This window comes from Vibrio sp., from assembly GCF_984391705.1.
The window spans coordinates 1-13,486 of record NZ_CFHWOM010000026.1 but is presented as its reverse complement, the minus strand read 5'-3'; the positions used below and the strand labels follow the sequence as shown (position 1 = coordinate 13,486).

Here is a 13,486-nt window from a genome sequence, read left to right as displayed (position 1 = left end):
TACTTGAGTGATCTGCAAAAAGCCGACTACTGAGTCGGCTTTTTTACGTTAAAAGGTTAGATAGCTTCGCCGTTTACAGTAACGTTTACATCAACATTACCGCGGACTGCATTTGAATATGGGCAAACTTGGTGGGCAACTTTCGTCAGCTCAAGAGCTTGTTCTTGTGGCAGTTCAAGTTGTGCAGCAAGAGTGACGGTCAAAGCGAAACCACCATTCTCATTTGGGCCAATACCGACTTCAGCGGTAACTGGGGCATTCTTTAGTGTGACTTTCGCTTCTCGAGCTACATGAAGAATTGCGTTAGAAAAACAGGCTGAGTAACCCGCAGCAAAAAGTTGTTCAGGGTTAGTTGCTGCGCCACTGCCACCCATTTCCTTTGGATAAGCAAGTTCAAGATCTAAAAGTCCATCATCTGTTTTTACTTGACCATTACGACCTGCCAGAGCAGTAGCTTGAGTTTTGTATAGGGTAGTCATGGTTCGTTTCCTTATTGATTTGTATTGTGTGCAATTTAATTGCTTGCAATCTTATATCGAAATTAATGTAGAATGCAACTATATTGTGCGCAATTTATTTTTTTGGGTGATATTATGAGTGAATGCCAAACACAACCGAGTTTGAGTGATGACGAGAAATTGTTATTGGATAATCAGGTCTGTTTCCCACTCTACAGTGCGGCAAATGCGGTGATTAGAGCCTATCGCCCGCTGTTGGATAAATTGGACCTGACTTACTCACAATACTTAGTGATGATGGTGCTGTGGGAGCAAGATGGTGCGAGTGTGAAAGATGTCGGCTCTCGGTTGCACTTAGATTCTGGGACACTAACCCCTTTGCTAAAGCGTTTAGAAACAAAAGGCTATGTAGTAAGAGGGCGAAGCGAAACAGATGAACGGGTGAGAGTATTGAACCTAACTTCATCAGGACAAGCTCTTAAACAAACTGCGTGCGCAGTGCCGAATGCGATGAAATGCAAGATAGACTTAGAACTTGATGAACTCATCTCGTTAAAGGTGCTTTGTGAGAAAGTGCTAAGTAAGCTGAGTTAATGGTCCCCATCGAGGTGATGGAGCTAAAAGTCTATTATGTTGGCGAATAAAGCCAACGCTATTTCCTAACTACAAGCGGCTTGTCAATTGCACAGAGAAGTCGTTTGCCGGAACAGCCTTACCATATAAAAAGCCTTGAGCGTAGTTGCATTCTTCGGTTCGAATGAAGTCTTCTTGATATCGTTCTTCTACACCTTCTGCTATCACCATCATATTGAGTTTATGTGCCATTGCGATGATGGCTCTTGTTAGCTCACGATTGTGCTGATTATGTTCCAATTGATTGATAAAACTCCGATCAATTTTTAGCGTATCAAAAGCGTATTTCTGTAGATAGCTGAGCGAAGAGTAACCTGTACCAAAGTCATCAAGAGAAATGCTGACGCCGAACTGACGTAACTGAGCGAGTACATTTTGTGCGTACTCTTCATCTTGGAGCAAAATGCCTTCTGTAAGCTCCAGTTCAACGCATTTTGCTGGCAATTGGTAAAGATCAATAATGTCTTGTAAGTGCTGGACAAAGTGTCGCTCTCGGAACTGGATAGGTGAGATGTTAATCGCCATTTTGAACGAATGTGGTGATGAGCGATGCCATTGTGCGGCTTGTTTCAGCGCTTGATGCAAAACGAAGTAGCCGATTTCAATAATTTGGCCGTTACTTTCTGCTAAAGGAATAAATTGATCTGGAGAAACTTGCCCCAGCGTTGGATTATTCCATCTTAGTAGCGCTTCAGCACCGATGATTTTCCCTCCTTGTTTCAAACAAATGATCGGTTGAAAATGCACTTCAAGTTCGTTATTCGTTAGCGCTTCAGAAAGGTGTGATTCAAGTCGTAAGCGCTCTTCTGCGGCTTTTTGTGCGGCAAAGTTAAAGTATGAGACCTGCAATCCTTCATTTTTGCCTTCACTCATCGCAGAACATGCTCTCTGGATTAGGCTGAATGAGTCTGTTGCATCCATAGGGGCCAACGCGACCCCTACATGACATTGCAAATTGAAAGTCATATCGTTGACGTTAAAAGGTTGAGTGCACGCTTTAGTAATGCGTTCAATGACTTGTTCTTGTATCTCAGGCTTACGCGGGTGTTGGGCTGCTAGGACAAAGTCTGACCCCACTATTCTTGCCAGTTTCCACGTCTTAGGGAGTTGGTAGCAGATCCGTTGGCTCAACGATGACAAAACCTGATCACCGAACATATAACCATAGCTTGCGTTAACGAACTTAAAGTTTTTCAAACTGAAGTAGATCAGAGTGATTTGCTCATCATCTTCCAAAGATGCCATCTGCTTTGCGAGATCGTCCGCCAAAGTAATTCGGTTGGGGAGTTTAGTGAGAGGGTCGTAATGGAGGTGAAAATCCAAGTGGCTTTCAGCGGCTGTGCGTTGTTCGACTTCTGTGAGCAATCGGCTACTTAAATCAGCCAGTGTCTTGGTTCTTTCTGCGACTTTGTCTTCCAGTTCTTGGTTGAGTTGGGCAAGCTCTTCTTTGCGGTATAAGGTCTCCAGTTGACCTTCAATGGCAGTTTGAAAACGACCTAGCAGTGACATCGCGTCTTCATCAAAGTAGCGCTCTTGGCTATCAAGCATACAGATGGTTCCAAAGGGGGTGTCATCTGGCCAAAATACAGGTAAGCCGCAGTAACAAATCATGCCCAATTTGATGTCTGGATTGTGGTCCCATTCAGGGTCATTGAGCGCATTGGGGACGTTCAACATACGCCTCTCGCTAATCACGGTTTCACAGTAAAGGCCATGCCCAAGCGAGTCTTTTGCATTTTGTGTGTAGGGGTTGTTGTCGCTTCGACTGCTGGAGAATACTTCGATTTCACTTTCGTGAATGCGCATGATAAGAGCCGCGGGGCATTGCGTCATTTTGGCGACTAAATCTACGATTTCTTGCCAGCTTTTGAATACCGAATCAGGAACGATTAATTGAGAGGTATCTATGTTTGCCATGACGCTTGTCCCATGTGTAGTCGCGTTGATGTCCATTCAGCGATGAGGCGATAGGATCGCTTAATTGAGTATAGGTGATATCAACCCATAACCGCTGTGAATGTATAAAGGCTTTCGAGCTAATACTTGTTATAGAAAGTCAGGAGTTTTAAAGCGCCAATTTCAGATCACATATCTTGACGCCTTTTATGAGAGGGCAGGCTTAAATACCTGGAAGTCATTCGTAATTTGAATGTAAGTGAGCCTGCAACAGCTGGTCATATTGTATTAAAGAACTACTCACAGCAGTTTGAGATAAGCTGATTTTCTGGAATTACTGCTCTTCAATTGGGCTTTGGACTCGGTTGTCGCCGCCGCTAAAAGCAATGGTTTGGCTGATTTGAGTGAGACTAAAGCCACTTTCATTTTGCCAGTGGGCAAATGCTTTGCTTGCCGCGTCGAGTGAACGTTTAGTGTCTCTGCCGCCTTCAATTACTTTGTAACTGCGCAGATAATCTTCGACATCGCCCGACAGAATAAAAGTATCAACACCAAGTTGACGAAGGCTATATGGCCCGGTGTTACCACCAAGTCTTTGACCATGCTTTTTCAAATACAGCCATAAACCAGTAATGTCTTCATTCGGCCAGTTGGCCACCATTTGACCGAAGCTCCCATGATTCAATGAGGCTTCGTAAATCATTTGCGCGTTGGCTTGGATCGATTTGACTTTTGCGTGGTGGCGGATGATACGAGTATCTGACGCTTTGGTATCCCACTGCTCATCGGAAATCATCAACAGAGGTTCAATCTTGAAGCCAAAAAACAGTTCTTCAAAATTTGGCCATTTGTTGCGTACCACTTTCCACGAGATGCCACTTTGAAACACCTTCATACTGAAAGCTGATAGCCAGCGGTCATTGGGAATTTGAGCGATCTCTTCTCGGCTTAAAGGAGTGCTCAAAATAGAATTCAGTTGTTTTTCGCCACCTTTTCGCTCGGCGGCTCGTTGGTAGATATCTGCGAACTTTTCCAAGGTCAAAGTAATGACTCCTTCATTGAGTTATTGATACAAATTAACTGGGCTAAGACACTAATTTACGACTCGATGACATTTTAGAACGACATGAAAATAAAGTCAGTGACAAAACTGACGGAGTTGAAAATGAAAAAAGTATGTCTTGCTGTATGTCTTACAGCATTGTTAGGAGGCTGCCAAATCACCAGTGTGGAAGGAGAATACAAAGATGTCGAGGTTAAACTAAAAAGCAAAGAAACTCACACTAGCAGCGGCAAGTTCTGCCCCCCAGGTCAAGCGAAAAAAGGGAACTGCTAACACATAAACAAAGGCCAGCGAATGAGCTGGTCTTTGTTTGTTTGGGCGAGGTTATAGAGTGAGCAGGTAATTAACTAGCTGATTGTACTCTTCAAAAGAGCGAATCTGATCCGGCTTTACTATGTACTTGTTGTTAACGAGTACACCAGGTACACCAGTTAAGGTACTTTGCTTGAACTGCTTGTCGAAGCCTCGTTGCATGGAATTGACTACAAAGCTGTTGTAAGCAGAATCAAACTTTGCCGCATCAACACCATTATCAATGAAGATTTGGCGCAGTGCCGTTTCATCTTGCGGCGCACTTCTTAGCTCGTGAATCTGTTTAAACATGGCTGGTACCATGGTTTTCTCTGCGTCTAATGCCACCATAGTCGCATAAGATTTTGCCATGGGAATCGCCATGTCGTTACCCATAAATGCGACATGTACTTTTTCAAACTTTGCTCCTTCCGGTAGCGAAGCTTTTAGGTTATCAATAACAGGTTCGAACTTGTAACAGTGAGGGCAGTAGAAAGAGAAAAACTCGGTCACTTTCGGTGCTGATGACTTCTCTACATCCAAAGTCTTGTAGTGTGTCCCTTCTTCGAATTGTGCCGCATGGACATTGAACACGACGAGTAGTGTCGTAAATAGTGCAAATAACTTCTTCATTGCATAATCCTAAATTAAGTAAATAAATCTTTTCCGTCAGCATTCGTTTCTGACGTTGTTAACTGAATTTAAGAGGCAATAATCGGAGGTCGAAAAAGGGTTTGTACTCGAGCGATGGCTTTGTGGTTTTCATCTTGTCCAATTAGAGCAAGAGAGGAGAGCGGTAGGTAGTGAGTTCCCATTGACTGAGCGCATGGCATCTTTAATAAGCAGATGGAAGCGCAACAGTGATGATTCGTTTGTTGCTGGGAGTGATCTTGCTGCGGACACTCTAATGGGTGAATAGGGGCAATCGCATATAAATCACTTGTTGAGTGAATGTCATGTTTCCAGTTTTCCTCACCGGCTTGCACACTTACCGCTACGCTGGTAAAAAACAGCGCAAACACAGTAAGAAAAGTAATACAAAACTGGCGTTTAATGGGCAACAAAACATCCTCTGAGATTCTTCGTCGCTAGCTTAACTGATTTATGAGTAAATAAAAACGCTACAGTTTCAGCTACGTGTTAGTGAGCCCATTCCCAAGCTGTAGCGTCCTATATTGAGTAGGGGTCATTCCACTGACTCTGGAGAATTCTCGGTTGAAGTTCGATTTACTTTGAAAACCACAGTTAAGAGAAATTTGGGTAACAGAGTCTTTTGTTTCGGTGAGCGCTTGCTGCGCGTGCTTGATTCGATATTCGTTAATTAGTTTGGATATATTACGTTGGTGGATTTGATTTACGGCCATAGAGATCTGTTTAGCTGGATAACCGAGCTTTCTGGACAGTTTAGATAGCGTTAACTCTGGGTCTAAGTAACTTGATTTAAGTCGCATGTTATCGTCGAGTGCTTGAACGATCTCGTGAGCCTTCTGTTTGGAAAGGGAGTTATCCTCGATTTTAGTCTCTGCGCTTTTATCCAGTGTTTTACCTGTTGGTAGCTCTAAAGCTGAGTCTGCTGGTTCCGTCGTGGTGTTAATCGCTGTGGTGATAACGGCTACTGATAAAATTGGTAGAAGTATCAAGTGGGCGATAGTAAGTATATAGGTCGCGTATGCGCCTTGATTGATTGCGAAATCAATAGAAATTGCAGCGTCAACCGCCGCAGATAAAAGTAAGCTAAAGCCCGCGATTAACTGTGAGCGTTTAACAGACTCCCAATGTCCCAAAGAGACATTGACCATCACTTTGCTACGGCATGCTTGGCGAATCAAAGCTCCACCATAAATGACATATATCAGGGTTAGGATGAGATCCACGGGGAGAGCGATTTGAGCTTGAACGAGCAAAGTTAATGCAATGATGAAGGGCGCTATGACATGCATTTTTGAGTAACGATTCGTTGTCGCATGAGCAAACGTGAGCCAAGCTGCAACAGGAATCATGCTCGCAAGAATGGGTTGTAGATAATGGAATATGGGTAATGGCAAAGACCAACGCAGTCCAACAGTGGAAGTCGTAATACAGCATAAGAGCAAAAATCCACAGGCGGTTTTTGCATGCTGAGAATGGCGCAGATACAGAGTGACCGCAATCAGGGCAAACAACATTGCGACCACGAATGGGATGGGAATTGCCAACATCACTTTATCCTTAATTATTGACTGCGTTATCTCAATACGACTTTTGCCTAAGCATAAACAAATGCTTGTTTTATAAAAAGCTCCCAACTAACTAAAATCGGTTTTTGGACGACCTTAAACCTGTTTTAGGACGATTTATCCGAACTCATTTCCTACATTGTCCCTCGGTATTTAAGGAGGGCAGTATGTCATTTTACTTATTAGCTTGGAGACGAGCCTTTGATATTAGAGGTCGCTCATCTCGCAAGGAATTTTGGTCTTTTATATTCGTGCATCTCTGTATTGCACTGTTTGTCATCGCTTTGGATTTATCAGGGGACGAGCCAATGCATCTTGATGTGGTCTATGAGGTAGCGTGCTTCATCCCACTCGTGTCACTCATTGTTCGTCGTTTACATGATATTGAGTTAAGTGGATGGTGGGGATGGGTGTTTATCATTCCTGCAATAGGCCCGGTTTGGTTGATTTACTTACTAGCAAAACCCGGTTTGCTGCAAGACAGGAGTACGGTGCAATGAAGAACTGGATGATGATGTTCATTTGTGCACTCTTGTCTGGAGACTCGGTCGCAAAAGTGGATTTAGCTGTACCCAGTGACGCCCTCGGTGTCTTTACTGTTTCTTCTATGACGCAAGGAGAGTTGCTATGGCTAAAAGGACGTGTAGGTGAAGGAAAATACATCAGTGTTGATGGTCTCGGTCGGCATTGTTCACTTAAAGTCCCTATCGTATTAGGTGAAGTGGGAGAGGTCAGTGTCGGAATTGAAACTGTGGATGGGTTATCAATTGTTGTCACAAGCCACGAACTCAATAAAGCACTAATGGCAGGTCAACGAGTGACAAGTGGTGATTGGGATTTGTCGTATACGGCGCACTCTCCTGGAGTCGATGGTTACATTGTAGGGAGCATTAACTCGTCAGAAAGTTTTGCTCTCAACTCCAGAAGGCGTTGGATATCTTGGTTGCTCGAAGATAAGCCAACCCCAATATGTATGTAGAAAGCATTGAGATCCGGTACGTTGCAGTCCGGATCGCGTGAACTATTAATCTTTTGGCGGTGAGAGCAATATGCTGAGCCGCTGTCGAAAGGGCAGTGGTTTGCCAAATGCCGCAGACCACATCTCTTTCCATTCATGGAATGTGACTGTGATTGGATTGAAGCTGTTTACGGGTTTTGTGATGCCGTAACGAACAGGCTCAGCTTCTGGCTCAAAAGTCCCAAACAGCTTATCCCATATGATTAGCACTCCTGCGTAGTTCTTGTCTATGTACTGTGGGTTGGTACCATGATGCACGCGATGGTGAGAAGGCGTGTTAAAGATGAACTCAAGCGGCCCCAAGGTACGAATCCATTGTGTATGAACAAAGAATTGTAAGCCGAGGTTGAGCAAAACAACGAAGATGACCCACTTTGGCTCGAAACCGATAATGACCAAAGGCACCCAAAACAGCCACATGCCAGCTAGTGGGTACATCAAACTTTGCCGAAATGCGGTGCTGAAGTTCATGTTTTCAGAGCTATGGTGGGAGACATGGGCAGCCCACATCCAGCGTACGCGGTGGCTAGCTCGATGAAACCAGTAGTAGCAAAAATCTTGTAATACCATCAGAGATAGGAAACTGAGGACCGTCATCGGAATATCAAACATCCGCCAATCGAATAACCAAAGATATAGGTTGACGATAAGCAATCCGGTAATTAGGTCAGCAATCTGATGCATTCCTGCAAGTGTGAAATTGCAAAGAGTTTCAGGTAATGAATAGCGTGAGTTTTCTGGCAGTTTTTGCCTGCGTTGACCAAGCCAATACTCTGCAAGCATACAGAGGACAAAAATAGGTGCGAGAACGATCAACAACCATTCTGGGTGATTGACTAAACTATCGATTGTCATCGGTACTTCCTCCTACCAACGTGCAAAATGGTCTTCGGTAAGCCCTAACACATTGTTGAGTGTATGGACTTGTCCAGTGTTATCTGTGACTGTTCCTGAGAAGTGGCCGATAAACTGACGAAAGTTACTTTTGAGTAACCAGAGGTTTAGCTTTTCACTGCGCTTATTTTTGGGCTGAAACTGTAAGTCGATCTGTCCCGACTCTGAAGTGATACGCCAGATGGCATTTATGTCATCGCGCTGAAAATGAAAATGGACAGGACCAAGTAAATGACGCTCTCCATTGATCCAAACAACGTTTTCGCAACTGCCTGTTTCATTAACGCCTGCGGCGAGGTTTAAACCTACGGTGGTACCAGTTATTTCTGCACTTATGCTTGCCCAACGCCAACTTGTTTCTCGGCGCATATATCCAGCGGAAAAGTCGTAACCAGCAAGGGCGTGTTCGAGATCAACAGGACGACCATTAACGATCAGTATGCCTTTCAATTTCAGAGCATTATGTTTTTGAGTGTAGGTCCAGCCGGAATAACCAGTAGGCGTACACATTGAGAGTGGTAAGCTTGAGTCTTCGCCACTTAAGTATAGGTCGGCTGTAACATTGGCAGTCTTTATTTCGACTTGCCACTCCCCTTGGCGAATATGAAATTGAATTTTTTGGTTAGCTATCCAAGCGGTACCTTGATAAGAAGAGCGAGACATTCCTTTACCAAAATGGAGCGGTCGCAACCAAGTTTGTTCGACGAGTTTATCTTCTTGAACGTCGTAGATATAACAAAATGATGAACTTAGATAACGAATATCAGCAATGGCGACACCAATTACATAACGCTTGGTAAAAATGCTCACGAACTGGAATTGTTTATAGTGGAAGTATTTGCTGAGCCCACTGGCTGGTTTATCCATTACCGTTCGGTAGTCAAACGCTCCAATCGCAAGCTTTTTAGGTATGCCGTTAAAATGTCCAAAGAGTGGTTTGCCATCGTTGCAAATCAGCGCATCTGGTGCGTTCAAATTATCTTGTCTTAGAATCATTTGATTTAACCATTTGTTCACAATTTCTTCATTGTGACTTGAATCGTGACCATCGATGAGGTCATATTCGGACATAATTAAAAGAAAGATCACTAATTTTTAATTAGAGGAGGGCTTAATTTCACATTGGAGGAAAGAATTTGGAGTTAATTGCGCAGTATTTGCCGAGTGACCCGCGCGAACCTTTAGGTGCTCTCGATATCGCTTTATTGACGAATGCACTAGAGCGAAAAGGGGCGAATGTTGACGGGTTAATGAAAGAACTTGGAATAATCAGATGTGATTGGACTGGCCACGATGCGGTGATGAGTTTTTCGGATAAGCTCCGTTTGTTTCGTGCAGTTTGCCATTTGTATCCCGATGAGGGCATAGGTTTACTTGCAGGAGAGCAGGCTAGCTTGAATCACTTTGGGGTCTTGGGTTACGCGATTAGGACCAGCCCTTCCGTTTTGGAGGCTGTCAAAACGGGCTTTAAGTATCTTAGACTAAATGGCCCATTGTTTTTGGTTCAACTATTGGTGGACGAAAATCGCGCGATTATCCATATCGAAGAGGCAATGGATATTGGTGATTTGCTGCCATTTTGCAGCGAGTTCTTCTTAACAGCCGTTATCGCTATCTATCACCAACTGACAGGACAAAAACTGACTTTATTAAACTTAAAGCTTCCTTATGCAGAGACTGCTTATTTAAAGCGATATCAGCAAGCTTTTGAGTGCCCAATTCAATTCAATCAGCCGCATATTGAATTGAGCATTCCGCTTGAGTCGCTGCATCTTCCGATAGCCAAGTATGATGCTATTGCTTTGAGCCATTCACTGCGATCGTGCCAGTCCGTTATAGAAACACTTGAATCACCGGAGTCTCTTGTTCAGCAGATAAAGCTGACTTTATATCAGCAACCTATGGAACTTCCCACGCTAGAGCAGATTGCCCAAAACTATGGTTGTTCTTCACGGACTTTAAGGCGTGAGCTGGCAAAGCATGGGGTGAGTTTTCAATCATTGCGTAGCGAAGCAATCTGTAACCTTGCAACGGAGATGTTATTGCAAACGGAGTTAACGGTTGACGAGATTGGATTTCGTCTCGGTTATAGCGACAGCGCTAATTTTCGTAGGGCGTTTCGTTCGTGGACCAAGCTAACGCCTTCTGCATTGCGTAATCAACTTAAGTAGGCATGAGCCTCCGCCTTGAAGTGGCTCGTAAAGATTCGTCGGTTGCTGTTATATGCGACAAGAATGTTGGAAAGCACTCTATGCTATAACAAACTTTGACTATTAATTCGCCAGCCAAATAAAAACATCCTGCTAGTTTTGTGGTGTCCATAGTTAACTGCTTGTTTTTGAGCAGATTGTCAGCACATTTAAGGATGAATAATGAAAACTAAATTTAAAGTCGCTATGTTGAGCGTCGGCATCTCTTCGGCGTTCATATCGTTTAATAGCAATGCACATGGCTGGGTTGAGTTTCCAAATGCTCGTCAAAACATTTGTTATGAAGATGGCGGATTCTGGACCAATGAAATTCCAAATTCAGCATGTCAGGCCGCGTTTAATGAGTCTGGCGCGTATCCTTTTGTCCAGCGAAGCGAGGTTGCCGCGAACGTACCTAACTATCGCGATATGGCTCATGTAAAAGCAATCGTTCCAGACGGCCAGTTATGTTCAGCGGGCGATGCGGCGAAGAAAGGGTTAAGTATCCCGTCAACGCATTGGCAGCGCACTAATGTCAATCCGGATGAAAATAACCAGATTGAATTGGTCTTTTTTGGCAAAGCGCCTCATAACCCTTCTTACTGGGAGTTTTACTTAACCAAACCAGGCTACGATGAAACGCAACCTTTAACGTGGGACGATTTAGAACTCATAGACACAGCTGGCGATGTGCCTGTCGATGCTGAGAAGCGCTACCGAATGAAGGTCACGTTTCCTGCAGAGCGCACAGGTGATGCCATTCTTTATACGCGTTGGCAACGTATTGATGTAGCGGGTGAAGGCTTTTACAACTGTAGTGACATTACATTGAGAGGAAATGGCACTACGCCGCCAACGAACCCCGGAGAGCCAACAGATCCAGGTAATAATCTAACGGCTCTAGGTTACTTTGTTCCTCAAGGCTTTGGGCCTGTAGAAGCTGGCGATACCGTGCGTTTCCGCACCTTTGATGCGTCAGGTCAGGAAATTGTTGATATCAATCACCCGATTAGTGCCAACAATACAAACACATGGGCGGCAGAGCTGGCGGATCAATTTAACTCGCAGCAAACGGGCGATTGGTATGTGGGTATTTGGCATCAAGAGATGAACCACTATATGTTCGACTCATCAAATATTCACGCTAATCAAGTACTAGCACCAAATGGAACATACAGCTATGCACTGTCATTGATTAAAGCGGATGTACCGCCAGTAGAACCGGTCAATCAGTGGAACAAAGACGCGGTTTATACAAAAGGCGACACCGTGACTCATAACGGTAACGAGTGGACGGCGCAATGGTGGACCACTGGTGAGGAGCCTGGAACCACGGGAGAGTGGGGCGTCTGGCGTTAATACTAGACGTTAGTGAACAGTTAAAAAAACTGCCAGCATTGCTGGCAGTTTTAGGTTGGATTAATGGTTGACGAGCGTTAGTCCACTCGGCAGTGCATCACCAAAGACCCGCTTCGACTCGCTCTCAGACAGCTCTTTGACTTCTTCAACCAGTGATACCCAAGATTCTGGTACCTTGCTTTGCTTCAGCTTAGCCAATACTTTTTCGCGATAGTCATCTGAAATATCGAATAGGCGGTCACCCGTCTTACGACAAATCATTACGGCTGCAAACGCGATCATTGGCTCTTTTTGCCAGTTCTGTTGAAGCAATTTAGGTAACCACTGTTCCGCTTGCTCACGAGGAACGACGTTATGCTGACTGCCATACAAAGGTGTACGAGACGCCAAGCGACCCATTGCCCACCAGTGCGCTTGTTCGAACTGGTTATGGTTGATGGCTTTGCTCAAGAACCACGTTGCCAATAGAACTTTGTCTTCGACTTCTAGATGCTCCAAAGATGCAGATAGGCGCACCATGGACTCATAACCCATATCTTGTGCCGCTTTGGCCGATTGAGGATTCTTCATCGCACCAGGGTGTAGGTATTTTGCGATATCGGCTAAGATGGTCTCTTGTTGATCTTGGCTTAGACCACCTGCGATACGACGCCAGAAGACCCACCAATCCGTCCAGCCTTGGTGGTTTTTAAACTGGATACCTTGCTGATATAGTCCCCATACCTGCTCGATACGCCATGAATCCGTGGCATCGCCAAAGCCCGGACGCAGTGCAAAACCTGCCAAACGAAGCCAGTTTTTCTCGTGCTGTTCAGAGCGACGGCGACGCTTGCGACCTTGCGCAAACGCATCGAATAGTTGACGTAAGGTCGTGAAGTCCCATTCGTCGCGCTTGCCAAGTTTTTTCTCAAGATCTTTGGCTAAGGTTTTGATCTCTTTACCATCAGCGCTTTTTTTATTGCCACTGTAGATTCGACCGATCAGTTCTTTACACTCATTGAGGCGAGGGTGCAGTTCAACCTGATCGCCTTCCTCGGTTTGCTTATTACGAACTTCGAATTCAAGTTCCCAACGTTTGCTGTCTTCTTCTGCGCTGACACATTCCATCTTAAGCGTGCCGACTTCGGTCAACTGACACGCAAGTTGTACTTCTACACGCTCTTTCTGGTTGGCTTGCAGTTCGGCACCTTCACCTTCAAGGGTGGTGATATAAGGCGGTAGAGGAGCAAACAAGTCAGGGTCAACGTCAACCATCACACCGTTTTGAATTGCGGTGTTATTGGTTAAGGTGTCGTGGGTAGAAGTCAGCAGGTTAAAGCGGACGGGTTCACCTAGGGTAAGCGAGAAGCGACGACCACTTAAGCGGATCTCGTGACCTTCTTCTGTGCCTTTTGCGAGCAAACAGAGCGCTTTACCCATCTTGTTCTTTTCTTGAAGATGCAAGAAGTAAGAACGGGCTGCACCACCAC

14 protein-coding genes and 1 pseudogene are annotated in these 13,486 nt (G+C 44.7%); 6 read left to right on the top strand and 9 right to left on the bottom strand.

The annotated features are described in order from the left end of the window. Window positions 1–56 precede the first annotated feature (56 nt). Window positions 57–479, bottom strand: coding sequence for an organic hydroperoxide reductase Ohr (gene ohr, locus AC4MRV_RS13610; protein WP_491187872.1), 423 nt, complete (start codon window positions 477–479; stop codon window positions 57–59). A 114-nt stretch (window positions 480–593) separates the two neighbouring features. Between ohr and ohrR the strand changes: the two genes are divergently transcribed. Then, window positions 594–1,052: a transcriptional regulator OhrR gene (ohrR, locus tag AC4MRV_RS13605; RefSeq protein WP_491187871.1), complete on the top strand. Its 459-nt coding sequence runs from the start codon at window positions 594–596 to the stop codon at window positions 1,050–1,052. A gap of 69 nt (window positions 1,053–1,121) precedes the next feature. On the opposite strand, the gene AC4MRV_RS13600 is transcribed toward ohrR, so the two are convergent. Together AC4MRV_RS13600 and AC4MRV_RS13595 are read right to left on the bottom strand one after the other, a co-directional pair. Continuing rightward, window positions 1,122–3,008 (bottom strand): bifunctional diguanylate cyclase/phosphodiesterase, encoded by a 1,887-nt coding sequence (locus tag AC4MRV_RS13600; protein WP_491187870.1) that lies wholly within the window; start codon window positions 3,006–3,008, stop codon window positions 1,122–1,124. Between the two features lie 313 nt (window positions 3,009–3,321). Then, on the bottom strand, window positions 3,322–4,029 hold the full coding sequence (locus tag AC4MRV_RS13595; RefSeq protein ID WP_491187869.1) for a DNA-3-methyladenine glycosylase I: 708 nt from the start codon (window positions 4,027–4,029) through the stop codon (window positions 3,322–3,324). A gap of 123 nt (window positions 4,030–4,152) precedes the next feature. Between AC4MRV_RS13595 and AC4MRV_RS13590 the strand changes: the two genes are divergently transcribed. After that, a complete protein-coding gene (locus tag AC4MRV_RS13590; protein ID WP_491187868.1) occupies window positions 4,153–4,323 on the top strand; it encodes a hypothetical protein in 171 nt (56 codons plus the stop codon). A gap of 51 nt (window positions 4,324–4,374) precedes the next feature. Here the strand turns inward: AC4MRV_RS13590 and AC4MRV_RS13585 are convergent, their stop codons facing one another. The 3 genes from AC4MRV_RS13585 to AC4MRV_RS13575 all read right to left on the bottom strand — a co-directional run bounded on the left by AC4MRV_RS13585 (window position 4,375) and on the right by AC4MRV_RS13575 (window position 6,539). Then, on the bottom strand, window positions 4,375–4,974 hold the full coding sequence (locus AC4MRV_RS13585) for a thiol:disulfide interchange protein DsbA/DsbL (RefSeq protein ID WP_491187867.1): 600 nt from the start codon (window positions 4,972–4,974) through the stop codon (window positions 4,375–4,377). Between the two features lie 68 nt (window positions 4,975–5,042). Beyond that, window positions 5,043–5,402: a hypothetical protein gene (locus tag AC4MRV_RS13580; protein ID WP_491187866.1), complete on the bottom strand. Its 360-nt coding sequence runs from the start codon at window positions 5,400–5,402 to the stop codon at window positions 5,043–5,045. Window positions 5,403–5,474: 72 nt separating this feature from the next. After that, complete coding sequence (locus tag AC4MRV_RS13575) at window positions 5,475–6,539, bottom strand: helix-turn-helix domain-containing protein (protein WP_491187865.1); 1,065 nt, start codon at window positions 6,537–6,539, stop codon at window positions 5,475–5,477. Between the two features lie 185 nt (window positions 6,540–6,724). On the opposite strand from AC4MRV_RS13575, the gene AC4MRV_RS13570 reads away from it, so the two are divergent. Then, complete coding sequence (locus tag AC4MRV_RS13570) at window positions 6,725–7,057, top strand: DUF805 domain-containing protein (protein ID WP_491187864.1); 333 nt, start codon at window positions 6,725–6,727, stop codon at window positions 7,055–7,057. After that, entirely contained in the window at window positions 7,054–7,536 is a 483-nt protein-coding gene (locus tag AC4MRV_RS13565; protein ID WP_491187863.1) for a hypothetical protein, read from the top strand. Before AC4MRV_RS13570 ends, AC4MRV_RS13565 begins: the two co-directional genes overlap by 4 nt. Before the next feature lie 45 nt (window positions 7,537–7,581). Here the strand turns inward: AC4MRV_RS13565 and AC4MRV_RS13560 are convergent, their stop codons facing one another. After that, complete coding sequence (locus AC4MRV_RS13560) at window positions 7,582–8,430, bottom strand: sterol desaturase family protein (protein ID WP_491187862.1); 849 nt, start codon at window positions 8,428–8,430, stop codon at window positions 7,582–7,584. Window positions 8,431–8,442: 12 nt separating this feature from the next. After that, complete coding sequence (locus tag AC4MRV_RS13555) at window positions 8,443–9,465, bottom strand: DUF2804 domain-containing protein (RefSeq protein ID WP_491187902.1); 1,023 nt, start codon at window positions 9,463–9,465, stop codon at window positions 8,443–8,445. 140 nt (window positions 9,466–9,605) lie between these two features. Here AC4MRV_RS13555 and AC4MRV_RS13550 point away from each other — a divergent pair, with 140 nt between their 5' ends. Together AC4MRV_RS13550 and AC4MRV_RS13545 are read left to right on the top strand one after the other, a co-directional pair. After that, entirely contained in the window at window positions 9,606–10,640 is a 1,035-nt protein-coding gene (locus AC4MRV_RS13550; protein WP_491187861.1) for an AraC family transcriptional regulator, read from the top strand. 201 nt (window positions 10,641–10,841) lie between these two features. Next, the gene (locus AC4MRV_RS13545) at window positions 10,842–12,017 is read left to right on the top strand and encodes a lytic polysaccharide monooxygenase (RefSeq protein WP_491187860.1); all 1,176 of its coding nucleotides are present in this window, start codon (window positions 10,842–10,844) and stop codon (window positions 12,015–12,017) included. 60 nt (window positions 12,018–12,077) lie between these two features. Here AC4MRV_RS13545 and AC4MRV_RS13540 read toward each other — a convergent pair. Beyond that, a pseudogene (locus AC4MRV_RS13540) lies at window positions 12,078–13,486 on the bottom strand (Hsp70 family protein); the annotation flags it as partial.

Bases quoted from the DNA above. Each gene is read 5' to 3' on its own strand.
- ohr (WP_491187872.1), bottom strand. From the start codon at position 479: ATGACTACCCTATACAAAACTCAAGCTACTGCTCTGGCAGGTCGTAAT.
- ohrR (WP_491187871.1), top strand. From the start codon at position 594: ATGAGTGAATGCCAAACACAACCGAGTTTGAGTGATGACGAGAAATTG.
- AC4MRV_RS13600 (WP_491187870.1), bottom strand. From the start codon at position 3,008: ATGGCAAACATAGATACCTCTCAATTAATCGTTCCTGATTCGGTATTC.
- AC4MRV_RS13590 (WP_491187868.1), top strand. From the start codon at position 4,153: ATGAAAAAAGTATGTCTTGCTGTATGTCTTACAGCATTGTTAGGAGGC.
- AC4MRV_RS13585 (WP_491187867.1), bottom strand. From the start codon at position 4,974: ATGAAGAAGTTATTTGCACTATTTACGACACTACTCGTCGTGTTCAAT.
- AC4MRV_RS13575 (WP_491187865.1), bottom strand. From the start codon at position 6,539: ATGTTGGCAATTCCCATCCCATTCGTGGTCGCAATGTTGTTTGCCCTG.
- AC4MRV_RS13570 (WP_491187864.1), top strand. From the start codon at position 6,725: ATGTCATTTTACTTATTAGCTTGGAGACGAGCCTTTGATATTAGAGGT.
- AC4MRV_RS13565 (WP_491187863.1), top strand. From the start codon at position 7,054: ATGAAGAACTGGATGATGATGTTCATTTGTGCACTCTTGTCTGGAGAC.
- AC4MRV_RS13560 (WP_491187862.1), bottom strand. From the start codon at position 8,430: ATGACAATCGATAGTTTAGTCAATCACCCAGAATGGTTGTTGATCGTT.
- AC4MRV_RS13555 (WP_491187902.1), bottom strand. From the start codon at position 9,465: ATGATTCTAAGACAAGATAATTTGAACGCACCAGATGCGCTGATTTGC.
- AC4MRV_RS13545 (WP_491187860.1), top strand. From the start codon at position 10,842: ATGAAAACTAAATTTAAAGTCGCTATGTTGAGCGTCGGCATCTCTTCG.